Origin of the sequence: Vibrio ishigakensis, from assembly GCF_024347675.1 — a bacterium.
Lineage (GTDB): Bacteria > Pseudomonadota > Gammaproteobacteria > Enterobacterales > Vibrionaceae > Vibrio > Vibrio ishigakensis.
This window is the reverse complement of record NZ_AP024881.1, coordinates 867,350-892,712: the sequence shown is the minus strand read 5'-3', so window position 1 is coordinate 892,712 and position 25,363 is coordinate 867,350. Positions and strand designations below refer to the sequence as shown.

The 25,363-nt window shown below is 48.0% G+C and carries 22 protein-coding genes, 4 tRNA genes and 1 riboswitch; of the genes, 7 read left to right on the top strand and 19 right to left on the bottom strand.

Annotated elements, in window-relative coordinates:
• Positions 1–227: 227 nt before the first annotated feature.
• Positions 228–3,341, bottom strand: coding sequence for a multidrug efflux RND transporter permease subunit (locus Pcarn_RS04265; RefSeq protein WP_261835146.1), 3,114 nt, complete (start codon positions 3,339–3,341; stop codon positions 228–230).
• Entirely contained in the window at positions 3,341–4,417 is a 1,077-nt protein-coding gene (locus Pcarn_RS04260; RefSeq protein WP_261835145.1) for an efflux RND transporter periplasmic adaptor subunit, read from the bottom strand. The genes Pcarn_RS04265 and Pcarn_RS04260 overlap by 1 nt, the downstream gene beginning before the upstream one ends.
• 334 nt (positions 4,418–4,751) lie before the next feature.
• On the opposite strand from Pcarn_RS04260, the gene Pcarn_RS04255 reads away from it, so the two are divergent.
• The 5 genes from Pcarn_RS04255 to lldD all read left to right on the top strand — a co-directional run bounded on the left by Pcarn_RS04255 (position 4,752) and on the right by lldD (position 6,530).
• Positions 4,752–4,836: transfer RNA gene (locus Pcarn_RS04255), tRNA-Tyr, on the top strand.
• Between the two features lie 55 nt (positions 4,837–4,891).
• Positions 4,892–4,976 (top strand) — tRNA-Tyr (locus Pcarn_RS04250).
• 55 nt (positions 4,977–5,031) lie between these two features.
• Positions 5,032–5,116 (top strand) — tRNA-Tyr (locus Pcarn_RS04245).
• A 56-nt stretch (positions 5,117–5,172) separates the two neighbouring features.
• A tRNA-Tyr gene (locus Pcarn_RS04240) sits at positions 5,173–5,257 on the top strand.
• A 136-nt stretch (positions 5,258–5,393) separates the two neighbouring features.
• Positions 5,394–6,530, top strand: a complete 1,137-nt coding sequence (gene lldD / locus Pcarn_RS04235) for an FMN-dependent L-lactate dehydrogenase LldD (protein ID WP_261835144.1) — start codon at positions 5,394–5,396, stop codon at positions 6,528–6,530.
• Here lldD and Pcarn_RS04230 read toward each other — a convergent pair.
• Positions 6,522–7,466, bottom strand: coding sequence for a glutathione S-transferase family protein (locus Pcarn_RS04230; protein ID WP_261835143.1), 945 nt, complete (start codon positions 7,464–7,466; stop codon positions 6,522–6,524). The genes lldD and Pcarn_RS04230 overlap by 9 nt on opposite strands.
• Before the next feature lie 228 nt (positions 7,467–7,694).
• On the opposite strand from Pcarn_RS04230, the gene Pcarn_RS04225 reads away from it, so the two are divergent.
• Entirely contained in the window at positions 7,695–8,849 is a 1,155-nt protein-coding gene (locus Pcarn_RS04225) for a BamA/TamA family outer membrane protein (RefSeq protein ID WP_261835142.1), read from the top strand.
• 180 nt (positions 8,850–9,029) lie between these two features.
• Here Pcarn_RS04225 and oppF (Pcarn_RS04220) read toward each other — a convergent pair whose 3' ends face one another.
• The 15 genes from oppF (Pcarn_RS04220) to moaA form a co-directional block, all read right to left on the bottom strand.
• Positions 9,030–10,013: a murein tripeptide/oligopeptide ABC transporter ATP binding protein OppF gene (oppF, locus tag Pcarn_RS04220; protein WP_315972684.1), complete on the bottom strand. Its 984-nt coding sequence runs from the start codon at positions 10,011–10,013 to the stop codon at positions 9,030–9,032.
• Positions 10,010–10,984 (bottom strand): ABC transporter ATP-binding protein, encoded by a 975-nt coding sequence (oppD, locus tag Pcarn_RS04215; protein ID WP_261835140.1) that lies wholly within the window; start codon positions 10,982–10,984, stop codon positions 10,010–10,012. The genes oppF (Pcarn_RS04220) and oppD (Pcarn_RS04215) overlap by 4 nt, the downstream gene beginning before the upstream one ends.
• Before the next feature lie 20 nt (positions 10,985–11,004).
• On the bottom strand, positions 11,005–11,907 hold the full coding sequence (oppC, locus tag Pcarn_RS04210; RefSeq protein WP_261835139.1) for an oligopeptide ABC transporter permease OppC: 903 nt from the start codon (positions 11,905–11,907) through the stop codon (positions 11,005–11,007).
• A gap of 15 nt (positions 11,908–11,922) precedes the next feature.
• Positions 11,923–12,843, bottom strand: a complete 921-nt coding sequence (oppB, locus tag Pcarn_RS04205; protein ID WP_261835138.1) for an oligopeptide ABC transporter permease OppB — start codon at positions 12,841–12,843, stop codon at positions 11,923–11,925.
• 94 nt (positions 12,844–12,937) lie between these two features.
• The gene (locus Pcarn_RS04200) at positions 12,938–14,566 is read right to left on the bottom strand and encodes an ABC transporter substrate-binding protein (RefSeq protein WP_261835137.1); all 1,629 of its coding nucleotides are present in this window, start codon (positions 14,564–14,566) and stop codon (positions 12,938–12,940) included.
• Positions 14,567–15,046: 480 nt separating this feature from the next.
• Positions 15,047–16,048, bottom strand: coding sequence for a murein tripeptide/oligopeptide ABC transporter ATP binding protein OppF (gene oppF / locus Pcarn_RS04195; protein WP_261835136.1), 1,002 nt, complete (start codon positions 16,046–16,048; stop codon positions 15,047–15,049).
• Complete coding sequence (gene oppD, locus Pcarn_RS04190; protein WP_315972682.1) at positions 16,045–17,019, bottom strand: ABC transporter ATP-binding protein; 975 nt, start codon at positions 17,017–17,019, stop codon at positions 16,045–16,047. Before oppD (Pcarn_RS04190) ends, oppF (Pcarn_RS04195) begins: the two co-directional genes overlap by 4 nt.
• A gap of 20 nt (positions 17,020–17,039) precedes the next feature.
• Positions 17,040–17,942: an oligopeptide ABC transporter permease OppC gene (gene oppC, locus Pcarn_RS04185; protein ID WP_261835134.1), complete on the bottom strand. Its 903-nt coding sequence runs from the start codon at positions 17,940–17,942 to the stop codon at positions 17,040–17,042.
• Positions 17,943–17,957: 15 nt separating this feature from the next.
• Positions 17,958–18,878, bottom strand: a complete 921-nt coding sequence (gene oppB / locus Pcarn_RS04180; RefSeq protein ID WP_261835133.1) for an oligopeptide ABC transporter permease OppB — start codon at positions 18,876–18,878, stop codon at positions 17,958–17,960.
• A 97-nt stretch (positions 18,879–18,975) separates the two neighbouring features.
• Entirely contained in the window at positions 18,976–20,607 is a 1,632-nt protein-coding gene (locus tag Pcarn_RS04175) for an ABC transporter substrate-binding protein (protein ID WP_261835132.1), read from the bottom strand.
• A gap of 509 nt (positions 20,608–21,116) precedes the next feature.
• Positions 21,117–21,575, bottom strand: a complete 459-nt coding sequence (gene moaE, locus Pcarn_RS04170) for a molybdopterin synthase catalytic subunit MoaE (protein ID WP_261835131.1) — start codon at positions 21,573–21,575, stop codon at positions 21,117–21,119.
• Between the two features lies 1 nt (position 21,576).
• Positions 21,577–21,822, bottom strand: coding sequence for a molybdopterin synthase sulfur carrier subunit (gene moaD / locus Pcarn_RS04165; protein ID WP_261835130.1), 246 nt, complete (start codon positions 21,820–21,822; stop codon positions 21,577–21,579).
• A complete protein-coding gene (moaC, locus tag Pcarn_RS04160; protein WP_261835129.1) occupies positions 21,819–22,298 on the bottom strand; it encodes a cyclic pyranopterin monophosphate synthase MoaC in 480 nt (159 codons plus the stop codon). The genes moaD and moaC overlap by 4 nt, the downstream gene beginning before the upstream one ends.
• Before the next feature lie 5 nt (positions 22,299–22,303).
• Complete coding sequence (moaB, locus tag Pcarn_RS04155) at positions 22,304–22,816, bottom strand: molybdenum cofactor biosynthesis protein B (RefSeq protein WP_261835128.1); 513 nt, start codon at positions 22,814–22,816, stop codon at positions 22,304–22,306.
• A 77-nt stretch (positions 22,817–22,893) separates the two neighbouring features.
• Complete coding sequence (gene moaA / locus Pcarn_RS04150; protein WP_261835127.1) at positions 22,894–23,883, bottom strand: GTP 3',8-cyclase MoaA; 990 nt, start codon at positions 23,881–23,883, stop codon at positions 22,894–22,896.
• A riboswitch (molybdenum cofactor riboswitch) is annotated at positions 23,872–24,018 on the bottom strand. Its footprint overlaps the gene before it by 12 nt.
• Before the next feature lie 162 nt (positions 24,019–24,180).
• Between moaA and yvcK the strand changes: the two genes are divergently transcribed.
• Complete coding sequence (gene yvcK / locus Pcarn_RS04145; protein WP_261835126.1) at positions 24,181–25,068, top strand: uridine diphosphate-N-acetylglucosamine-binding protein YvcK; 888 nt, start codon at positions 24,181–24,183, stop codon at positions 25,066–25,068.
• On the opposite strand, the gene Pcarn_RS04140 is transcribed toward yvcK, so the two are convergent.
• Complete coding sequence (locus Pcarn_RS04140) at positions 25,060–25,326, bottom strand: Hpt domain-containing protein (RefSeq protein ID WP_261835125.1); 267 nt, start codon at positions 25,324–25,326, stop codon at positions 25,060–25,062. The two genes, yvcK and Pcarn_RS04140, sit on opposite strands and share 9 nt — an antisense overlap.
• Between the last annotated feature and the right edge of the window lie 37 nt (positions 25,327–25,363).

The following is a 25,363-nucleotide window of genomic DNA, read 5'->3' as shown; positions in this document are numbered from 1 at the left end:
CTAGGCTCTAAGTCATTGTTGATATGCCGAAGTTGGGAGCGACAGGCTGTGGTGCAGGGCAAGTGTTTGAGGCAAGGATGCCGAAACCAAGCCTACAGGGAGGTATTTACGGCGACTTGCCATGCATCACTGGCAGAGTGAGCACACGAATCTGAATTAGTAGTTTTTCCCGCTAACCTGCGCTGAACCCAAAAAAGCCAGAGCAAATGCTCTGGCTTTGTCGTTTTTTAGCCGTGTCCCACACGCCCTTTGGTGTCGTGTTGTAGGTCGCGGTTAAGCTCTGCTTCCACGTGCCCTGGCGCTTGGGTACTCGCCGATAGTAAGCGATACATAGCTGGGATAACGAACAGGGTTACTAAGCTGGCAAATGCCATACCGAAGAAGATAACCGTACCTACTGCCACTCGGCTTTCATAACCAGCGCCGGTGGATAGAATCAAAGGTATTGAACCCGCCAGAGTAGTAAATGCCGTCATCATGATAGGACGCAAACGCCTTGCCGATGCATCTATGATCGCCTTTTCAAACTCAACCCCGCGGTCACGAAGCTGGTTGGCAAACTCCACAATCAAGATACCGTTCTTGGTTACCATACCGATAAGCATGATCATACCAATCTGGCTATACACGTTCAGACCTTGCGACATGATCAGCAAGCCAAGGAAGCCACCAAACACACCCATAGGCACGGTGAACATCACCACCAGCGGGTTGATAAAGCTCTCGAACTGAGCAGCCAATACAAGATAAGCCACCAGCAACGCCAAAGCGAAAACTATAGCGATAGAGGACTGGTTCTCTTTAAAGTCTTTCGACTCGCCTGAGTAGTTTACGCTGATATCGCTTGGCAGAAGCTCGATAGCCTTCTGATCAAGGAAGTCGAGCGCATCCCCTAGTGTTGCACCCTCAACAAGGTTCGCCTTAACCGTAATGGACTTTTGCTTGTTGTAGTGCGACAGACGGATAGCCGAAGCGACCTCGTCGATGTGCGCTACCGAATCTAGGGTGATCAAGTCACCATTGATGGTTCTCAGGTAGATCTGGCTGAGATCAGCAATATTGTTAAAGCTGTTCTCATCACCACGAAGATAGACATCGTATTCCTGACCGCGATCCACATAGGTAGTTTCAGATTTACCGCCAAGCATGATCTCTAGGGTATCTGATATCTCACTCTGAGTGATGCCAAGGTCAGCAGCGCGCTCTTTATCTATGGACACGACTAGCTCTGGGGTTTTCTCTGAGTAGTCTGTGCTGGCGCCATCCATATAAGGACTATCATCGGCCGCTTGCTTAAGAAGCTCGGCCCATTGCTCTAGCTCCTTGTAGTCAGGACCACCCAGTACAAACTGAACCGGCTCGCTCGAACCACCTCTAAAGCCTGGCATCATAGGGAAGACGCGCACATCCGGGATATCCGCCAATGCTTTACGTATCACGCCCAAGCCCTGCTGAGCAGACATATCACGGTCTTCCCAGTCTTCTAGGATCATGATGACAAAGCCGGTCTGATCACCCGCGTTACCACCAAAGGCTGGCGACTGGATAGAGAAGGATTTCAGCAAGCCTTGCCCTAGAAGTGGCATCAATCGCGACTCGATAACATCCATATTCTGCGCCATACGGTTGTAACTGGTCGCATCCGCACCGCGAGCAAAGGCAAAGAGTACGCCGCGGTCTTCTTGCGGAGTCAATTGCGCTGGAATCACGTTCATCAACTGATAGGCACCACCCACACAGGCAAGGATAATAATCGGTGCCAGCACACGGACCTTAAGCGCACCTTTCAGCGCTTTGCGGTAGCCACTCTCTAGCTTAGAGAACAGGAACTCTACCGCACGGTTAAATCGGTTTGGCTTCACATTTGCCGATAGGATCTTACTACCAAGCACCGGCGTCAGAGTCAGGGCTATCAAGGATGAGAACAACACCGACATGGACAAGAGCACAGAGAACTCAGTAAACAGCAGACCGACCATACCATCCATAAAGGAGATCGGCAGGAATACCATCACCAGAACCAAGGTGGTCGCCACTACTGCAAAACCTACCTCGCGAGTGCCTTTATAGGCTGCCAATAGCGGTGACTCGCCGCGTTCGATATGGTGGAAGATGTTTTCCACTACCACGATGGCGTCATCCACGACTAGACCGATGGAAAGTATCAGCGCCATCAGGGTGATGAGGTTAATACTAAAGCCAAGGTAGTAAGCCGCAATGAAGGATGAAATCAGGGATACAGGTACAGTTACCGCAGGGATCAAGGTCGCCCTTGCCTGACCGATAAAGATGTAAAGCACCAAGACAACTAGGCCACCTGTGATAAACAGGGTGTTGTAAACCTCTGAGATAGAGCGGTCTATAAATACCGTGGAGTCATAGTCCACCACCAAGCGCGTGCTCTCTGGCAAGAACTTCTGAATATCCTCCACGTTCTTACGCACTGCGGTTGCCACCTCTAGTGGGTTGGCGTCCGACTGAGGAACAATACCCAAGCTCACGTTTACCACGCCATCGCTTCTAAAGGTCGAGTCTTCGTTTCTCGCGCCTAAATAAACATCCGCTACATCTTTTAGATAAATAGGGGTACCGTCAGCGGCGCGACGCACCACTAGGTAGTCAAAGTCTTGTTCTGTGCTGTAAGAGCGGTCGGTGCGCACAGACATAACGATCTGGTCGTTTCGAACCTGTCCGCCCGGTGCTTCAATGTTTTCATTACGCAGTGCAGAGGTAATATCAGAGGTGGTAACGCCACGACCTGCCATCAAGGTAGGCTTCAGCTTCACATACATAACCTTGTAAAGACCACCGGAAACCTGAACCGAACTCACCCCCGAGATAAGGCTGAATCTATCCAGAAGTACCCTATCGACGTAGTCAGTCAGCTCGGTTCTATCTAACAGATCAGAGCTCAGGTTGATGTATAGCGAGGCCTCACCACTGCCGTTGTTCTTATACACAATAGGAGAATCGGCTTCATCCGGCAGTCGGTTTTGTGCACGGGCCACTGCATCACGAACGTCACTCACGCCCGTGTTAAGGTCGTAGCCAAGGTCAAAGGTAACCGTAATACGGGAGCTACCGTTTCGCGTTACCGAGGTGATCTCATCGATACCGCTAATACCGGACAGCTGATCCTCAATCACAGAGGTGATCTGGTTTTCAATAATGGTGGCCGAAGCGCCGCTGTAGCTGGTATTGATGGAAACAACCGAGCTTTCTATGTCCGGCATCTCGCGCACAGCAAGCTTAGAAAACGACACCATACCGAACACACATAGCAGTAGGCTGAGTACGACAGCGGCGACTGGGCGTTTTACGGAAACGTCAGATAACAACATTACTGCTCAACTCCACTGCCGCTCTCTTGCTCGCCAACAACCTTAACCTGGATGCCGTCGCGCATGTTTACCACACCCTGAACCACTATGGTTTCGCCGATCTCTAGACCTTTCTCGATAACTACTTCGTTACCTACGCGAGTGCCTAGGAACACTTCACGTTGTTCAACGCGGTTTTCCTCACCTAACACGTAGACAAAACGCTTAGTGCCCAAGTATTGCAATGACTGCACTGGAATAATTGGTGCCTTAATTGGTGGGAACTGCATAGTGCCTTGCACCAGCATACCCGGCTTAAGCTCACCTGAGGTGTTCTTGATGTCGATACGCACACGTAGATTCAAGGTGTCAGGATTCACGCGAGAATCGATACCAACAACCTCACCCTCAAATACGCGATCGCCCCAAGCATTAGTCAGTACCGTTACCTTCATACCGGTGGAGATCATAGGCAGATAACGCTCAGGGACCTGCAGGTCTAGTTCCATCACATTGAGGTTATCTAAAGAGACAAGCTCTGTGCCTGAATTAACCAACTTACCTAAGCTAAAGTCGATAAAGCCGATACGGCCATCAAATGGCGCACGCAGGTAGCGGTCGCTAAGCTCAGCTTTTGCAGCGCTAAGACGCGCCTGAGCGATTTGAACACTGGCTTTCTGTCCCTCAATCTCGGTCAGTGTTACAGCGGCACTGGCACGTAGGCGTTCAAACTCGTTCAGTTTACGCTTCTCGTCATTCAGATAAGCCTGGGCTTCAGCCACGGCGGCTTTTGCTTTGTCATCGCTAAGTTGAATCAAAAGCTGACCGGTTTTCACGTCCTGATTAGCACTCACGGCGATGCGCTCGATAGTACCGCTGACTTCTGGTGAGATGATTACCGCTTGCTTAGCCTTTAATTTACCCACAAGAGACAGGGATTGAGAGATCTCATGGGTGTTTACCTCTTGAATGGTGACCGCTGTATTCGCGGAGCTCTGTGGTCTTGCTAAACTCGGAGAAGAAAAAGAGAGTACAGATGCCAAAGTGGCAGCCATCACTACTGAAAATTTGTTTCGAGTTAGGGTTGTTTTTGTCATGGTGGTTCTACTTATAAATTATTAAGCGCATTTTATCAGTTTCAAGCAGTGATAACGTCAATCAATGTAAATTGTTTCGTTTACATTTGTACCGATTTATCGAACAAATGGATGAACTTTAGTCTAAGTAGTTCGTACACTTTTAAGGCGCGCACATAGCGCCTCGCCGAGTATTGCGCCAGATAACGTTACTTTTCGGTCGTTATGGGCAAAAAGCGCGCATACAGCGGTGAATTTCAAGAAAAGCCTTTACAGAAATTTCTGGGCTGAGTATTATGCGCTCCGAACTTGAGAACAGTGTTGGGAAATCTGCTCTTAAGTATAAAAATCCTCTGGAGGGGTTCCCGAGTGGCCAAAGGGATCAGACTGTAAATCTGACGGCACTGCCTTCGATGGTTCGAATCCGTCCCCCTCCACCATATTCAAACTTGGTTTTTGTGTTGGGAAAACAAATACTAAGTATAAAAGTACCCTGGAGGGGTTCCCGAGTGGCCAAAGGGATCAGACTGTAAATCTGACGGCACTGCCTTCGATGGTTCGAATCCGTCCCCCTCCACCATATTCAACTTGGTTTTTGTCTTGGGAAAGCAAACGCTAAGTATAAAAATCACCCTGGAGGGGTTCCCGAGTGGCCAAAGGGATCAGACTGTAAATCTGACGGCACTGCCTTCGATGGTTCGAATCCGTCCCCCTCCACCATATTCAAACTTGGTTTTTGTCTTGGGAAAACAAACGCTAAGTATAAAAATCACCCTGGAGGGGTTCCCGAGTGGCCAAAGGGATCAGACTGTAAATCTGACGGCACTGCCTTCGATGGTTCGAATCCGTCCCCCTCCACCATATTCACACCCGCTCATCGAGCGGGTGTTTTTGTATCTGCCTCTGTGACAACTCTCTAGAAATTCATCTACTTCAATGGCTTAACTAAGCTATGTGTACTATTCCAACTACATCACTAGTTTGAATAGAGCCTCTGATGATCATATCTTCCCCCACTGATTTTCGACTAGCCGCCAAGCGAAAACTGCCTCCGTTTCTGTTTCACTACATCGATGGCGGAGCCTACAAAGAAGATACTCTGGCAAACAATTGTGATCATCTATCGACCATCGCGCTAAAACAGCGAGTGCTGAAGGATATGTCCAAGCTGTCTCTCTCAACAGAACTATTTGGAGAAAAGCTAGCAATGCCAATCGCACTTGGTCCAGTTGGACTCTCAGGAATGTATGCCCGCCGTGGCGAGGTGCAAGCCGCAAGAGCGGCCGATGACAAAGGTATCCCCTATACCTTATCGACGGTATCAGTCTGCCCAATCGAAGAAGTCACCAAAGCAATAAGCCGCCCGATGTGGTTCCAGCTCTACGTGCTAAAAGACCGCGGTTTTATGCAAAACGTCTTAGACAGAGCAAAACAGGCAGGCGTTTCCACCCTAGTATTTACTGTAGATATGCCAGTGCCTGGCGCACGCTATCGAGATATGCATTCGGGAATGAGTGGCGATTACGCTTCTATTAGGCGTATCTTTCAATCTGTGCGACATCCACACTGGGCATGGGATGTTGGCATCAACGGCAAGCCTCATGACCTTGGCAATATCTCAGCCTACCGAGGCACACCTACCCATCTAGAAGATTATATCGGCTGGCTTGGGGCCAACTTCGATCCGTCCATCAGTTGGAAAGACTTAGAGTGGATTCGGGAAGCATGGGACGGACCTATGGTGATCAAAGGGATTCTGGATGTAGAGGATGCCAAGCAAGCGGTTAGCTTTGGAGCGGATGGAATAGTTGTCTCTAACCACGGCGGTCGACAGCTAGATGGTGTAATGGCAACCGCTCGAGCTTTGCCCAAGATAGCCGATGCAGTCAAAGGGGATATCAAAATCTTGGTGGATTCGGGTATACGTAACGGACTAGATGTGGTGCGCATGCTCTCGCTCGGCGCAGACTGTACCCTACTCGGCCGCTCATACGCATACGCCCTAGCAGCCAATGGCTACCAGGGCGTACAACAACTTCTAGATCTTTATCGCAAAGAGATTGAGGTCACCATGACCTTAACTGGGGTTAACGACATCAATAACTTTGACAAGAGCGCTCTAGTCTTAGACTAGATCTCGACCATGGCCTGAATCAAGATCAAGCTCTGGTCCCTTCGGCACAACCTGAGTTGGGTTGATCCCAGTATGGCTGTAATAGTAGTGACGCTTGATGTGGTACATATCTGTAGTTTCCACCACACCATCAAACTGATACAACTCTTTTAGGTAACCCTGAATGTGTGGGTAGTCAGCGATGCGCTTCTTGTTACATTTGAAGTGACCTACATACACAGCATCGAAACGCACTAAGGTGGTAAAGAGTCGCCAGTCCGCTTCGGTTAATGTGCTTCCTGCTAGATAACGGTTGTCTCCTAGGTGATCGTTCACCTTATCAAGGGCTGCAAACAGATTCTCAAACGCCTCTTCGTAAGCCTCTTGCGTGGTGGCAAAACCGGTACGATATACACCATTATTGATGTTTGGATAAACGTAGTCGTTCCATTCATCTATCTGAGAGCGAAGTGCTTCTGGATAGTAGTCGTCATGATTGCCAGTGAGGTCATTAAACTCGCTATTGAACATGCGAATGATCTCTGAGGATTCATTGCTAACAATAGTGTTGGCTTTCTTGTCCCAAAGAACAGGCACGGTAACGCGTCCGGTGTAATCAGATTTTGCCTTAGTGTATACCTGATGCATATGGGTAAAACCGAACAGTGGCTCTGGAGAGTCGAACTCCCACCCCTGCCCCAACATATCTGGGCTAACCACACTTACAGAGATATGTTCTTCGAGCCCCTTAATGCGGCGGAAGATAAGGGTACGGTGCGCCCAAGGACAAGCGAGGGAAACATAAAGGTGATAGCGCCCTGATTCAGGCTGAAACTCTGCGTCCGCTTTGTTCTCTACCCAGTTACGAAAGCCCGCATCCTCTCGCACAAACTTGCCGCCACTGGACTTAGTGTCATACCAAACATCGTGCCACACACCTTCAACTAATTTACCCATTGTTCGTTCCCCATCTTCGATTTGTTTTCAGTATAAGTAGCAACCGAAGAATGAACATAAATCCGAGTTGAAGGTCTTGGTCGAAAAACTTGAAGATGATACTCAACTAGCCTGCTCGGACTGATGAAAGTCGGGGTCTCACCTATTAACCAAGCCGATAGTTACTCATTGGTTGCCATCAGTTCTCTTGGCTATATTTCGCGCTCCCAAAACCATTGAGACCGAGAAATGCGTAACCTATCAATACCAACAAGCCGTATCTGGAAATGGCCACTGAGCGCCCTGTGCGCACTGCCACTGCTGTCACACGCCGGAACCATGGATCAGTTCAAAGACCCCGAGGATGGCAGACTAGATGCGAGTCAGTATATTCTTGATAACACAACAGGGTTTCTTCCAATCCCTGTCATCGTTAACGATCCTGCTATCGGAGCTGGCGGTGGCGCAGCATTGCTTTTCTTCCATGAGTCTGCCGACCGCAAACAAAAGCGATTATCTGGTGAGAAGGTAGCGGATATTCCAACCAGCGTTTCTGGTGTGGTTGGACTCGGAACCAGCAATGGAACCAAGGTATTAGGTGGCTTTCACTCAGGCAATTGGAATAAGGATAAAATACGTTATCTCGGTGGTTTGTTTGGCGCAGAGATCAACATGAAATTCTATGACCAAAATGATGCTATCAAGTTTAAATCTAACGCCATTCACTTCTTTCAAGATATTGATTTTCGTATTGGCAATTCCAATTTCTTTGTTGGTGCTAATTACACTTACACCGACTCTGACACCTCTTTTGATTTATCAGAGCTGATCCCTGAGATTGGCCCCACGAACCCTGCTGAGCTAAGAGACGGTGCGCTTGGGGTCAAACTGACCTTTGATAACAGAAACAACCAGTTCGCCCCAACTAAGGGAACAAAGGCTGGGATTGAGTACAACAGTCACAACAAAGCCTTTGGTGCACAATTTGATTACCAGCTATGGCACGCCTATGCCATGCACTATGCTCGTTTGTCGAAAAAGTGGGGATTGGGACTGCGTGCGGATGCCAAAACTATCACCGGTGATGAGCCTTATCCATTTTACGCACCACCTTCCATAGACATGCGTGGTATCGCCATGATGCGCTATCAGGGTGACAGTACGGGGCTAGTCGAGGCTGAACTCAGCTACGATATTGATGATAGATGGACTGTGTTGGGATTCGTTGGCACAGGTGCTGCAGCTAACGAGGGACAAAAATTATCTGATATAACCTTGCGTAATGTTCAAGGGGCAGGCTTTCGCTATCTGATAGCGCGTCAACTAGGGTTGACTGCCGGTCTTGACGTGGCTGTTGGACCTGAAGAGACAACTACCTATATTCAGTTTGGTGGGGCTTGGTAGGTCGGAGTCCGGTGGGTGGAAGATCCCGGATATCTGCGATGCAGATTCCGGGATGACGATTTAATCATAAACATTACGATCTAAGAGCCGTCATACCGGAATGCCGGCCCAGCGGAAACTTCGGTAGAAGTTATCCGGTATCTTAATAGGCACACTGCCAGCAATTGAAAATTAAAGCAGTTATGCCTTCAAACAAGCCACCGCATGAACATCATCCCCTTCCAGCACTGGCTTGTGCTTCGCACACTCCTCAGTAGCAATAGGACAGCGTGTACGGAATACACAGCCTGATGGTGGGTTCATTGGAGACGGTAAGTCACCCTCAAGCATCTCAATGGTTTTACTGCGCTCAATCTTTGGATCCGGAATAGGAACCGCAGACATCAATGCGCGCGTATATGGGTGTTTCGGGTCTTCGAAAAGAGCCTCAGACTCACCAAGTTCAACCGCATTACCTAGGTACATTACCAGTACACGATCTGAGATGTGTTTTACCACTGACAGGTCATGGGCAATAAATACCAGAGAAAGGCCCAGCTCTTTTTGCAGTTCTTTCAGAAGGTTTACTACCTGAGCCTGGATAGATACATCTAGCGCCGAAACCGGCTCATCACAGATGATCATCTTAGGCTTAAGGATAAGTGCGCGAGCGATACCAATACGCTGGCACTGACCACCCGAGAACTCATGCGGATAGCGGTTAATGACGTTTGGCAAAAGACCTACCTTGGTCATCATTGCTTTAACCTGCGCTTTCACTTCTTGCTTAGACAGCTTTGGATAAAAAGTCTCTAGTGGTTCTGCGATGATATCCCCTACTGTCATACGTGGGTTCAGAGATGCTAACGGGTCTTGGAAAATCATCTGGATATCTTTGCGGGTCTCACGGCGCTGCGCTTCTTTCATCTTGGTTAGGTCTTGGCCTAGCCATACCACCTGGCCTTCGGTGGCTTCAACCAAGCCGATCACAGCGCGAGCAAAGGTAGACTTACCGCAACCTGATTCACCTACCACGCCTAAGGTTTCACCCTCAAATAAGCGAACGTTAACTCCATCCACAGCCTTTAGTGGAATCGGTTTAGTCCAAGGCCAGGCAGACTTAGGTGCAATCTGAAAATGAACCTTTAGGTCTTTTACGTCTAACATCAGTTTCTTATCTATCATTTTGCCCAAGCCTCATGGTCAGAAAAACATGCACGCTGACGGCCATTACCAAATGGGGTCAGGATTGGCGATTCACTCTTACAGCGCTCGCTCACACGGTGACAACGGTCCTGATAAGGACAGCCTTGTGGCAGACGAAGTAGGTTTGGCGGATTACCCGGTATTGTAGGCAAGATCTCACCTTCTGTGTCTAAGCGAGGGATCGCTTTTAGCAGACCTTCTGCATAAGGGTGGCTTGGGGAGTAGAAGATCTCATCTACTGTGCCGTACTCCATGGTACGACCCGCATACATCACTAGCACCTTGTCACATGAGCCCGCAACCACACCTAAGTCGTGGGTGATCATGATGATAGAGGTGTTAAATTCGTCTTTCAGCTCGTTCAGCAGATCCATAATCTGCGCCTGAACGGTTACGTCTAGGGCTGTGGTTGGCTCATCGGCAATCAGCAGCTTAGGACGACATAGAAGCGCCATTGCTATCATCACGCGCTGACGCATACCGCCAGAGAATTCGTGTGGGTACATGGTAATACGCTTGCGCGCTTCTGGGATTTTCACCGCTTCTAGCATGCGCACAGACTCTTCGAATGCTTCCGACTTACCCATGCCTTTATGAAGCATCAACACTTCCATCAGCTGGTCGCTCACTTTCATATAAGGGTTCAGCGAGGTCATTGGGTCTTGGAAGATCATCGCGATCTGCTCTGCGCGCACCTTGTTCAGCTCTTTCTCAGGTAGGTTAAGGATCTCACGGCCCTCAAACTTAGCACTGCCCTTGATGATGCCGTTCTTAGCCAATAGGCCCATGATGGCGAATACGGTTTGCGATTTGCCTGAGCCTGACTCACCTACAATACCTAGGGTTTCACCTGGCTCAAGGGAGAAGTTAAGGTCGTTAACCGCAGTTACTATGCCGTCTTGAGTAGTGAATTCTACTCTCAGGTCTTTTACGTCGAGTAATTTAGTCATCACTGAATTCCTTGTAATTCTTATCTGTCTTTTGGATCAAGTGCGTCACGCAGACCATCGCCCACATAGTTGAAGCAGAACAGGGTTACTACCATGAATAGAGCTGGGAAAACCAATTGCCAGATAGCAACTTCCATGGTTTGCGAGCCCTCTTGCAGCAGTGCACCCCAAGACGTCATAGGCTCTTGAACGCCCAGACCAAGGAATGACAGGAAGGATTCAGTTAGGATCATGCTAGGTACAAGCAGGGTTGAGTAAACCGCTACGATACCCAGTACGTTCGGTACGATATGACGAGTGATGATGCGCCATTTGCTTACACCACACACGTGCGCCGCTTCGATGAACTCTTTACTACGTAAGCTCAGCGTCTGGCCACGCACAATGCGCGCCATGTCCAGCCATGCGATAGCACCGATAGCTACGAAGATAAGCACGATGTTACGACCGAAGAAGGTTACTAGTACGATTACTAGGAACATGAAAGGTACAGCGTAAAGGATCTCTAGGATACGCATCATTACGCGGTCGGTACGACCACCGATGAAACCTGATGCTGCGCCGTATAGTGTGCCGATAACAACAGCAACTAGCGCTCCAAGCACACCCACCATTAAGGAAATACGACCGCCTACTAGAGTGCGCACGTAAAGGTCGCGCCCCAAGCTATCGGTACCAAAGAAGTGCTCTAATGATGGTGCGGCATGCAATGCATACCAGTCGGTGTCGTCATACGCGTACTGAGCAAACATTGGCAGGAAAATCACCGCCAGTGTAATCAAAAATAGGATAAACAGACTCACCATTGCCGCTTTGTTACGCATAAAGCGGATACGGGCGTCTTGCCAAAGTGAGCGACCTTCGATCTCTAGGTTCTCAGAGAATTTCTCAATCGCTTCAAGGTTTTCTTTTTTAGTCAACATGTGTCCCTTTCCTTGTTAGTAGCGAATCTTAGGATCGATAACCGCAAGCAAGATATCTACCACGGCGTTGAACAAGATGAACAAGAAGCCAATCAAGATGGTGATACCCATAACCAGTGAGTAGTCACGGTTAAATGCGGCGTTAACGAACAGCTTACCAATGCCAGGCAGACCGAAGATGGTCTCGATAACGACCGAACCTGTGATGATGCCCACGAATGCAGGGCCCATGTAAGAAACAACAGGTAGTAGTGCCGGCTTAAGGGCATGTTTTAGGATGATGTAACGATAGCTCAATCCCTTCGCACGAGCGGTACGGATGAAGTTACTGTTTAGGGTTTCAATCATTGAACCACGGGTGATACGAGCAAAGGTCGCTACATATAGCAGTGACATACCGATAACCGGCAGCACTAGGTATTCCCAACTACCGCCATGCCATCCGCCAGCAGGCAGCCAGCCTAAGTGAAGAGCAAATAGATAGATAAGAGCGGGTGCCAATACAAAGGATGGCATGACCACGCCGAGCATGGCGGTGGACATGACCGCATAGTCAAACCAGGTATTCTGTTTGAGGGCGGCTAGCGTCCCGACTGCAACCCCAAGTATCAGGGTAAACACAAAGGCAAGCATGCCCACCTTTGCTGACACTGGCAGAGAACCCGCAATCAGCTCGTTTACCGAGTAGTCTTTGTACTTAAAAGAAGGCCCAAGGTCTCCTTGAAGCGTGTTTGTTAGGTAGGTGGTGTATTGCTCCAACACCGGCTTATCTAGACCATATTTGGCGTTGATATTAGCCATTACCTCAGGTGGCAGTGCCCTTTCCGATGAAAACGGGTTGCCCGGCGCAAAGCGCATTAAGAAAAACGACAGCGTTATCAGCACCAACATGGTTGGGATCGCCTCGAACACTCGTTTAGCAATAAACTTAAACATGAAACTTCCAGTCTGTGACAATAGATATAAGCAGTCACTGCATGCTTTCAAACACACAGTGACCGAATATTATTTTTATAATGGGATTAGGCGATTACTCGATGATATACATATCTTTTGAGTACATCTTGTCTTCCGCGTTGTGGCTTGGGTAGCCACCGACTTTTGGAGATACAAGACGAGAGATCACATACTGGTAGATAGGCGCGATAGGCATGTCTTTCGCTAGCAGTTTTTCAGCCTGTGTGTAGTACCCAGAGCGTTCTTCATCGCTGGTGGCGTTCATCGCTTTCGCCATCAAAGCATCGTACTCTGCACTGCGATACTTAGGATCGTTTGAGCTGTTGTTCGATTGCATCAGAGACAGGAAGCTCGATGCTTCGTTGTAGTCAGCACACCAGCCGGTACGAGTCACATCAAAGTCACCTGCGCGACGCGTATCTAGGAAGGTCTTCCACTCTTGGTTTTCAAGAGTGGCTTTAACGCCAAGCTCTTTCTTCCACATAGACTGGATAGCGGTCGCAATCTTTTTGTGGTTATCTGAGGTGTTGTAAAGCACGCTGAACTCAAGTGGATGGTCTTTATCATAGCCCGCTTCTTTAAGTAGCTTTTTCGCCTCTGCCACACGCTCTTTTTGAGTCATCTTGCCGTAGGCTGGCATCTCAGGATTAAAACCTGCTGTGATCTCTGGAGTCATGAAGTAGGCTGGTTTTTGGCCTTGACCTAGAATAGCGTTTGAGATGATGTCACGGTCGATAGCGAATGATAGCGCCTTACGTACACGCACATCGTCAAATGGTTTTCTGGTGTTATTGAAGCCGTAGTAGTAAGAACACAGGTTGCCCTTAACTTGCAGCTCTCGTGGGTGTTCTTTCTTCAGACGGCGGAAGTGCTCTAGCGGCAATTCATAGGTGATATCCACTTCACCCGCCAAGAAACGGTTCATCTCTGAAACCTGATTCTCGATAGGCAGATAGGTAACCTTGTTTAGCACCGTGCGTGAGTTATCCCAATACTGGTCATTGCGCTTAAGCTCTAGGCGCTCGTTTACAACCCATAGCTCAGGTACAAAGGCACCATTACCTACAAAGTGCTCCGGGCGAGTCCACTTCTCACCGTATTTCTCAACGGTCGCTTGGTGCACTGGCATCAAGGTAGTATGACCTGTCATAGAGACAAAGTAAGGAAGTGGTGAGTCTAGTTGAACCTCTAGGGTGTGGTCATCAACTGCTTTTACGCCCAGCTCAGATTTGTCTTTCTTACCTGCGATGATGTCTGCAGCGTTGTGCATGGTTGTCATCTCAACGAACCATGAGTATGGGGACGCTGTTGCTGGGTCTACCGCGCGTTGCCAGCTGTAGACAAAGTCTTGTGCAGTTACTGGGTCGCCGTTGGACCATTTCGCGTCCTTACGGAGGTGGAAGGTATAGTTTTTGTTGTCTTTGGTTTCCCAGCTTTCGGCTACGCCAGGAACGGTATTGCCATCGGCATCTTGGTTTACCAGACCTTCTAGAATGTCTCTAATAATGTTTGATTCTGGCACACCCTCTGTTTTTTGAGGGTCGATAGACGCAACTTCAGTACCATTACCCTTTACCAGTTCTTGCACCTTAGCAAGCTTGGTACCCGCTGGAACGGTAGCGGCGAGAGTAGAGAATGAAGTCGTTGCAGCCAAGAGGCTAGCTCCTAGAAATAGAGCTTTAGTAATTTTGTTGTTGTGCATGTATTAAACTCCAATTTAATATTTTTACATCCGTGGCCCATTCATGGGCGAGTTTTAATTACGTGATGCACGCTCAGAGCTCAATAAAGGGAAAGTTAGTTTTCGGGTTTACTATGTTGTTGGTTTTATATGGTTTTTGCGGAGTTACGGCTTGCGATTTAGCTATGATGCTAGGTAGAAACTGCGGTGATAGGAATAAGATTTTGAGCTAATCGGTGAGATAGCTGATTTGGAGTTTTTGTTGAATTTGTGAGGTTGTGCAGATCTAATAGGTGGGGAGATCCCGGATATCTGCACTGCAGATTCCGGGATGACGGCTCCTAAAACAATCCCGTGTTTCAAAAAATCCCGTCATACCGGAAGTTTCGGAGAAACTATCCGGTATCTTCAGCGGCACATACTTAAAAAACCACAAACAAAAAAGAGCGTGCTGCGAAACAACACGCTCAAGCCTGTCACAGGCGGAATTATCTTTTTGTTTTAGTCAGCATGTAGGCACGACACCGCGTGCACATCATTACCTTCTAGAACCGGCTTGTGTTTAGCACATGCCTCGGTTGCCATTGGGCAGCGTGTACGGAATACACAGCCTGATGGTGGGTTCATTGGAGACGGTAGGTCACCCTCAAGCATCTCAATGGTTTTACTGCGCTCAATCTTTGGATCTGGAATAGGAACCGCTGACATCAAAGCGCGTGTGTACGGGTGTTTCGGGTCTTCGAAAAGAGCCTCCGACTCACCAAGCTCAACCGCATTACCTAGGTACATTACCAGTACACGATCTGAGATGTGTTTTACCACCGACAGGTCGTGCGCGATGAATACCAGAGATAGGCCCAGCTCTTTTTGCAGCTCTTTCAGAAGGTTTACTACCTGAGCCTGGATAGATACATCTAGCGCCGAAACCGGCTCATCACAGATGATCATCTTAGGTTTAAGGATAAGTGCGCGAGCGATACCGATACGCTGACACTGACCACCTGAAAACTCATGAGGATAGCGGTTGATCACGTTTGGTAGTAGACCAACCTTCGCCATCATAGCCTTAACCTGCTCTTTCACCTCTTCCTTGGAAAGCTTCGGATAGAAGGTCTCTAGCGGCTCAGCAATGATGTCACCCACAGTCATACGCGGGTTAAGCGATGCTAGCGGGTCTTGGAAGATCATCTGGATATCTTTACGAGTCTCACGACGCTGCGCTTCTTGCATCTTAGTCAGATCTTGGCCTAGCCAGACTACCTGACCTTCAGTCGCTTCAACCAAGCCGATCACAGCGCGAGCAAAGGTAGACTTACCGCAACCTGACTCACCTACCACACCTAGGGTTTCGCCCTCATATAGACGAACGTTAACGCCGTCGACAGCTTTTAGTGGGATTGGCTTAGTCCAAGGCCAAGCGGATTTTTGTGCAATCTGGAAGTGAACCTTAAGGTCTTTCACGTCCAGCATTAATTTTTTATCGTTAATTAGTGGTGCGTTCATAGTGCCCAAGCCTCATGGTCAGAAAAACATGCACGCTGACGGCCATTACCAAATGGAGTCAGGATTGGCGATTCACTCTTACAGCGTTCGCTCACACGGTGACAACGGTCCTGATAAGGACAGCCTTGTGGCAAGCGAAGCAGGTTTGGTGGGTTGCCTGGGATAGTCGGCAAGATCTCACCTTCTGTGTCTAAGCGAGGGATCGCTTTTAGCAGACCTTCTGCGTAAGGGTGGCTTGGGGAGTAGAAGATCTCATCTACTGTGCCGTACTCCATGGTACGACCCGCATACATCACTAGCACCTTGTCACATGAGCCCGCTACCACACCTAGGTCGTGGGTAATCATGATGATAGAGGTGTTAAATTCATCTTTCAGCTCGTTCAAAAGATCCATGATCTGCGCCTGAACGGTTACGTCCAATGCTGTGGTTGGCTCATCGGCAATCAGCAGCTTAGGACGACAAAGAAGCGCCATCGCAATCATCACACGCTGACGCATACCGCCAGAGAATTCGTGTGGGTACATGGTGATACGCTTACGTGCTTCTGGGATTTTCACCGCTTCAAGCATACGCACGGATTCTTCGAATGCTTCCGCTTTACCCATGCCTTTGTGAAGCATCAATACTTCCATCAGCTGGTCGCTTACCTTCATATAAGGGTTAAGCGAAGTCATTGGGTCTTGGAAGATCATCGCGATCTGCTCAGCGCGAACCTTGTTCAGTTCTTTCTCAGGCAGGTTTAGGATCTCGCGACCCTCAAACTTAGCACTGCCCTTGATAATGCCGTTCTTAGCCAATAGGCCCATGATAGCGAATACGGTCTGAGATTTACCTGAACCTGACTCACCTACAATACCTAGGGTTTCACCTGGCTTAAGGGAGAAGTTAAGGTCGTTAACCGCAGTTACTATGCCGTCTTGAGTAGTGAATTCTACTCTCAGGTCTTTTACGTCGAGTAATTTAGTCATCACTGAATTCCTTGTAATTCTTATCTGTCTTTTGGATCAAGTGCGTCACGCAGACCATCGCCCACATAGTTGAAGCAGAACAGGGTTACTACCATGAACAGAGCTGGGAAAACCAATTGCCAGATGGCAACTTCCATGGTTTGTGAGCCCTCTTGCAGCAATGCACCCCAAGACGTCATAGGCTCTTGAACACCCAGACCAAGGAATGATAGGAAGGATTCAGTTAGGATCATGCTCGGTACGAGCAGCGTTGAGTAAACCGCTACGATACCCAGTACATTCGGTACGATATGACGCGTGATGATGCGCCATTTGCTTACACCACACACGTGCGCCGCTTCGATGAACTCTTTACTACGCAAGCTCAGCGTCTGACCACGTACGATACGCGCCATGTCTAGCCATGCGATAGCACCGATAGCCACGAAGATAAGTACGATGTTACGACCGAAGAAGGTTACTAGAACGATTACTAGGAACATGAAAGGTACAGCGTAAAGGATCTCTAGGATACGCATCATCACGCGGTCAGTACGACCACCGATGAAGCCGGAAGCTGCGCCGTAAAGAGTACCAATCAGAACAGCTACCAGTGCGCCCATCACACCTACCATAAGGGAGATACGACCGCCCACTAGGGTACGAACATACAAGTCACGACCTAGGCTATCGGTACCAAACAGGTGCTCAGCCGATGGTGCTGCGTGCAGTGCATACCAGTCCGTGTCGTCATACGCGTACTGAGCAAACATTGGCAGGAAGATCACCGCCAGTGTAATCAAAAATAGGATAAACAGACTTACCATTGCCGCTTTGTTACGCATAAAGCGGATACGGGCGTCTTGCCAAAGTGAGCGACCTTCGATCTCTAGGTTCTCAGAGAATTTCTCAATCGCTTCAAGGTTTTCTTTTTTAGTCAACATGTGTCCCTTTCCTTGTTAGTAGCGAATCTTAGGATCGATAACCGCAAGCAAGATATCTACCACGGCGTTGAACAAGATGAACAAGAAGCCAATCAAGATGGTGATACCCATAACCAGTGAGTAGTCACGGTTAAATGCGGCGTTAACGAACAGCTTACCAATGCCAGGCAGACCGAAGATGGTCTCGATAACTACTGAACCTGTGATGATGCCCACGAATGCAGGGCCCATATAAGAAACAACAGGAAGCAGTGCCGGCTTAAGGGCATGTTTTAGGATGATGTAACGGTAGCTCAATCCCTTCGCACGAGCGGTACGGATGAAGTTACTGTTTAGGGTTTCAATCATTGAACCACGGGTGATACGAGCAAAGGTTGCCACGTATAGAAGTGACATACCGATAACCGGCAGCACTAGATACTGCCAACCGCCGTCATGCCAACCACCTGCTGGGAACCAGCCTAGGTGCAATGAGAATAGATAGATAAGTGCTGGCGCTAGCACGAACGATGGCATTACTACACCCAGCATTGCGGTAGACATTACTGCGTAGTCAAACCAGGTGTTCTGTTTGAGCGCGGCCAGCGTGCCCACGGTTACCCCTAGGATAACGGTGAAGATAAATGCGATGAAACCTACCTTAGCTGATACTGGCAGAGCCACTGAGATAAGGTCGTTTACTGAGTAATCTAGATATTTAAATGATGGACCAAAGTCACCTTGGATAACATTGGTCAGATATGTGGTGTACTGCTCCATTACTGGCTTATCTAGGCCGTATTTAGCCTCGATGTTTGCCTGTACTTGTGGCGGCAGAGGGCGCTCGCTCGAGAATGGGTTACCCGGCGCAAATCGCATCAAAAAGAAAGATACCGTGATCAATACCAACATAGTTGGAATCGCTTCAAATACCCTTTTAAGAATGAATCTAAACATAAATCCACTTCCAGTCTGTGACAAAAATATAAGGTAGGCACTGCATGTAATTTCTACATGCAGGCCTAGAGTTTTTATTGTTTTATTTGCTCAGGAATTACTGAGCTTTGATGTATAGATCTTTCGAGTAGATCTTCTCTTCTGCGTTGTTAGCTGGGAAGCCGCCAACGTTCTGAGATAGTAGACGTGAACGTACATACTGATAGATTGGAGCGATAGGCATTTCTTTCGCCATTAGGTCTTCAGCTTGTAGGTAAAGCTTAGTGCGCTCTTCTTCAGAAGTAGACGCGATAGCTTGATCGATGATTTTATCGTAGTCCGCGCTACCCCAGTGCTGACCAGCCGTCGTGTTTGGCGTAGTCATTAGAGTTAGGAAAGAAGATGCTTCGTTGTAGTCACCACACCAACCTGCACGTGCAACTTGGAAGTTACCTTCGTCTTTAGACTGTAGGTAAGTCTTCCACTCTTGGTTTTCTAGAGTAACGTCTAGACCAAGAGTACGCTTCCACATAGAACCTAGAGCAACCGCAATCTTCTTGTGGTTTTCGTTGGTGTTATATAGAAGGTTGAACTTAAGTGGGTTGTCTTTGCCGTAACCTGCTTCAGCAAGTAGACGCTCAGCTTCAGCGTTACGCTCAGCCTGAGTCATTTGACCGTACTTAGTCATCTCAGGATCGAAACCTGCAGTGATTTCCGGAGTTAGGAAATACGCTGGCTTTTGGCCTTGAGCAAGTAGCGCGTCAGTTACGATGCTACGGTCGATAGCGTAAGAGATCGCTTTACGAACACGTACATCATCAAACGGCTTAACTTTTGTGTTGAACTGGTAGTAGTAAGTACATAGAGAACCTTCTACAGAAACCTCTTGTGGGTGCTGCTTCTGAAGACGCTTAAAGTGCTCAGTAGGCAGTGTAGAAGTGAAGTGAATCTCACCAGATAGGAAGCGGTTCATTTCAGCTACTTGGTTCTCGATAGGTAGGAAAGTTACCTTATCAAGTACAGTTGCGTCGTTGTCCCAGTACTGCGCGTTACGTGCTAGTACTAGACGCTCGTTCACAACCCAGCCGTCAACAACGAATGCACCGTTACCAACGAAGTTACCTGGACGAGTCCACTGGTCACCGTGCTTCTCAACAGTCGCTTGGTGAACTGGCTTCATTGTAGTGTGGCCAGTCATCATTACGAAGTAAGGAACAGCTGTCTCTAGTTGAACCTCTAGAGTGTGGTCATCCAATGCCTTAACACCTAGAGTAGATTTGTCTTTCTTACCCGCAATGATGTCTTTAGCGTTCGCCATCTTGGTGTATTCCATGTACCAAGAGTAAGGAGAAGCTGTGTTTGGATCTACTGCACGCTGGAAGCTGTAAACGAAGTCGTTTGCAGTTACAGGGTCGCCGTTAGACCATTTTGCATCTTTACGAAGTTTGAAAGTGAAGGTTTTGTTGTCTGTCGTTTCCCAGCTTTCAGCTACACCTGGGATAGTGTTGCCGTCTGCATCTTGGTTTACTAGGCCTTCAAGAAGGTCACGAATCACGTGAGACTCTGGCACACCTTGAGATTTGTGTGGGTCGATCGTAGCAACTTCAGTACCGTTACCACGAACCAGTTCTTGAACATCAGCGAGCTTAGTGCCAGCAGGAACGTCTGCTGCAAGAGTAGCGAAAGAAGTGGTTGCCGCTGCTAGGCCAGCTCCAAGAAGTAGAGCCTGGGTGATTTTATTTTTATACATGCAATTAAACTCCAATTTTAAACGTTGCATCCATGAAGCCCTTTACAGCTCTCCTAACTTTCTGTTTTTAGATGTTTTTTGTCCGTATAGTCATCTAAAAAAGCTAAAAGGCCATAAAGAATTGGAAACAAAGTTACCAATCCTTGAAGTTTTTTGCCATAAAAATGTCACTGCTCCTTTGCGAAATTTTCGCCTAGGTCAGATTTTTAGATATTCCTCTGCTGATTTTGGCTTTAGTCAGTGATCCACCCTGCATTTTTACGATTTGGGCAATTTATCTACAGGGATGAATATCTTTTCGTGATTAATTGCACAAAAATTCAGATCATACGCAACATTCCGTTAACCAATCAAATACTTATGCACTAACAAGGTAAAAATACATCTCTTACACATTTATCTAATTGAAAAGCTAAAAACATATAAAGTTTGAAAAAACTCACAAAAAAGCCCCTATGAAAGGGGCTTAACTGTTTCACAATTCCGTGATCTTGATCAATTACCGGATGTCATTTTATTTCATCCCAGCGGGTTGCGGATTCCTCATCTGATTCACGTGCATCCAACCAGCGGCTACCCTCATTGAGGCGCTCTTTCTTCCAGAAGGGTGCTTTGGTCTTGAGATAGTCCATGATGAATTCACAACTGGCAAATGCCGCATCTCTGTGTGCACTAGATACACCCACAAATACGATCTGGTCACTAATATTAAGGTCACCTACCCTGTGGATGATGGTTACCTTATCCAGTGGCCAACGTTCACGAGCCTGAAGCGCAATCTCTTGCAGAGATTTCTCCGTCATCCCTGGGTAATGTTGCAAATGCAGACCAATGACATTATCACCAAGGTTAAAGTCACGAACCTTACCGACAAAGGTCACCACAGCGCCAACGCCTGGGTCTTGCCCTAAGAGCTCATACTCATCAGCGAGAGTGAAATCTTCAGTCTGAACTAAGATCTTGTCCACATTAGCCTCCGGTCACCGGCGGGAAGAAGGCAACCTCATCACCCGCTTTCGCTTCAGCGGTCAACGGCACCATAGTATGGTTGATAGCAGCCAGAAGCTTTCCTGACTCCAATGCCAACTCCCATTTACCACCTTGCTGTAGCAGCTGCTGACGAATCTCATCTACAGTCGCGGTTTCAGCCTCAACGGTTACCTCATCTACACCAACCAGCTCACGTACCTGAGCGAAAAACACCACCTTAATCATGACTTCACCTCAAAGTGTCCAGACTTACCGCCCTTCTTCTCTAGAAGACGTACTTGACCGATAACCATATCTTTCTGCACCGCTTTACACATATCGTAGATAGTCAGGGCAGCAACAGAAGCAGCAGTCAGAGCTTCCATCTCAACACCGGTTTTACCGGCAAGCTTACAGATAGACTCGATGCGCACCTGACTAGTTTCAGGCAGGGCTTCTAGTTGAACCTCAACCTTGGACAAAAGCAGAGGATGACACAGAGGAATAAGGTCCCAGGTCTTTTTCGCCGCTTGAATACCCGCGATACGTGCTGAAGCAAACACATCACCTTTGTGATGGTCACCACTTACGATAAGTTGCAGCGTCTCTGGCGCCATATCGATATAGGCCTCGGCACGCGCTTCACGCACTGTGTCCGCTTTTGCAGACACATCCACCATGTTGGCTTCACCGCTTTGATTAATATGGGTTAATTCGCTCATGAAACTTAAGCTCCGATATGCGGCATGAAGTTACATGGCTTATGACGCGAATCAAGCTGATCTTTTAAGATGCCTTCCCACGCCGTGCGGCACGCGCCAGTTGAGCCCGGCATAACAAAGATAACAGTACGGTTTGCAATACCGGCTACGGCGCGAGATTGAACCGTTGAAGTGCCGATTTGCTGGTAAGAGATAGCGCGGAAAAGCTCACCGAAGCCTTCGATTTGTTTGTCGAAAAGTGCAGATACTGCCTCTGGCGTAAAGTCGCGAGAAGAGAAGCCTGTACCGCCAGTGATCAGAACAGCATCAACGTTTTCAGCTGCGATCCATTGAGAAACGACAGCACGGATTTTATAAACGTCATCGATAACGATCTGCTTGTCCACTAGGGTATGACCATTCTCTTTTACCTGCTCTGCCAGATAACCACCACTGGTGTCTGTCTCTTCGTTACGAGTGTCAGAAACCGTCAAAACCGCAATATTTGCAGGTCGAAAATCAGATTGAGCATGTCCCATAGCAAGATGTTCCTATGTTTGTGTTTTATATAAATATGAAAGGCGACCAGAACCGAACCCTAGTCGCAAAAGTTTGATTAACCGCCAATAGAGGCAAGGTGAGGTGTCGCGCCTGAGTTACCTTCAAGAAGGTGATGGCTGACGTCTTTCTGTTCCAGTCCCTGATTGATACGCGCGATCAGCTCTTTCTCTTGATCGTCGCTTTCAAGTAGGTCTCTTAGATCTAGCCCCTCTTCTCCAAACAAGCACAGGTGCAACCTGCCCTTTGAAGAGACGCGCAGTCTATTACAGGTAGAACAGAAGCCCTTTTCGTAAGGCATGATAAGGCCAATCTCACCCTTGTATTCTGGGTGGACAAAGACTTGAGCCGGACCATCGTTCGATTCACGCAGTTTTAGAATCCAGCCATTAGCAATCAAATGATTACGCAGGCTCACCCCAGAAACATGGTGATTTTCAAATAGCTCATCCATCTCGCCAGTCTTCATCAATTCGATGAATCTTAGCTGAATTGGCTTATCCTTGATCCAGTTAAGGAATTGAGGGAATTGTTGGCTATTGAGGTCTTTGAGAAGAACCACGTTCACCTTAACCTGCTCGTAACCCACTTCGAAGGCACGCTCGATACCTGCCATCACATCATGAAAGCGATTCTCACCCGTAATCTGATAGAAATGCTTAGGGTCTAGGCTATCTAGACTGACGTTGATATGAGTCAGCCCTGCCTTTTTCCAATCTTCCACGTTCTTGGCCATTCGATAGCCGTTGGTGGTCATGGCGACTTTCTTGATACCTGGGGTTTGAGCGACCGTTTCTACGATCTGTAGAAAGTCACGGCGCAGAGTCGGTTCACCACCCGTAATGCGCACCTTATCGGTACCGCAATGGGCGAACGCAGTTACAACGCGCTTGATTTCAGGAAGCGTGATAAACGAAGGGCGCTTATTGCCCTCAGGATGGTAACCGTCTGGTAGACAGTAGGTACACTTGAAATTACAGACATCCGTCACCGACAGGCGCAAGTAATAAAACTTGCGGTGGTAACTGTCTTCAAATTGTTGCGTCACAAAACACCTTTCCAAATACCGGGAGGCTACTTCATTTCTAAAGCAACCCAGTGGCCAAATGCCACGGCCCATTACGCGTATCTCACCTTTGAAAGGAGTCGACGTAGCCTAAAGGGCTCGGAGTTCGACGCTTATAAAACATTTATAAGCAACATAATTACCCTAAATTGTAAGGGAATACGGCCGATTTTGCCAAGTCAAATATCCTACTTGGCTCAATAGTTTAACTTCAAAAACTTGGCGGGATCACAATATTACAGTAGGGTTTAGCTATCTGAGTACGACTCTTCATAACTCATGGATATATATAAAAATAACAAAGTAGTCGCAGTTGGCGGCGGTCACGGCTTAGGACGAATCCTGGCTGCACTTCGAGATTTTGGCTCCAATGCTACCGGTATCGTCACCACCACAGATAACGGCGGCTCAACGGGCCGAATCCGTTATTGTCAGGGCGGTATCGCTTGGGGTGATACCCGAAACTGTATCAACCAGCTCATCACCGAGCCCACCATAAGCTCTATGCTGTTCGAGTATCGCTTCAAAGGAGCCGGTGAGCTCGATGGTCATAACCTAGGTAACCTTATTCTTACGGCCATGGACAATCTAGCCATTAGGCCGTTAGAGGCTATCAACCTAGTGCGTGAGATGCTTGGGGTTAAAACCAAGATCTTGCCCATGTCCGAGTATCCTTCAGATCTTCGCGCTCTCTCCACTAACGGGAAATGGGTTAAGGGTGAAACCAGTGTCGATGAAATGGAAGAAGAGCTTCTAAAATTGGATCTCGACCCTGAAGTACCGGCTATTTCTGAGGCCGTGACCTCATTAAAAGAGGCTGACTTGATTGTTTTAGGACCAGGCAGTTTTCTAACCAGCATCATGCCCCCGCTCCTACTCCCTGAGGTGGGAAGAGCGATAAAGGCTAATCAAAAGGCCAAGGTGGTGTTTGTTGAGAACATCAGCCCAGAATATGGGCCAGCAGGACGAATGAATTTTGAACAAAAGCTCGATTGGATTACTAGAGCCTGTCAGGGGCGCAAACCCGATATTATTCTTGGGCACGAACCTCACCCTGAGCTAGAAGGCGAGTGGAATATCGTTACTAGAGATCTAGCTTCATATACACGCGGCTGGCGTCATGACCGAGATAAGTTACGTGATGCTATTGTAGAGCAGCTAAAGTAGTTTATTTACGCCTTGCTCAGTATTGCTCAGCATTTCGAGGAGTTGTGGCACTTGTTGCTGCAACTCCTCTTTTCTTCCCGATTTAAATAGCAAGTCCATCTCGGTAGCCAACTGGGTTAAGGGTTTTGCACCAAAGCTTGGCGCACTGCCCTTAATAGCATGGCATATGCGACCTATCTGCTCTGCATCACCACCTACAAGCTGATCCCTATATTCGTTCAACTCTTGCTTAAACAAACCGAGCAGAGTGGGAAACATTGCCTCTCCCACCTGAACCTTTAGTTGTTCCAGTTTT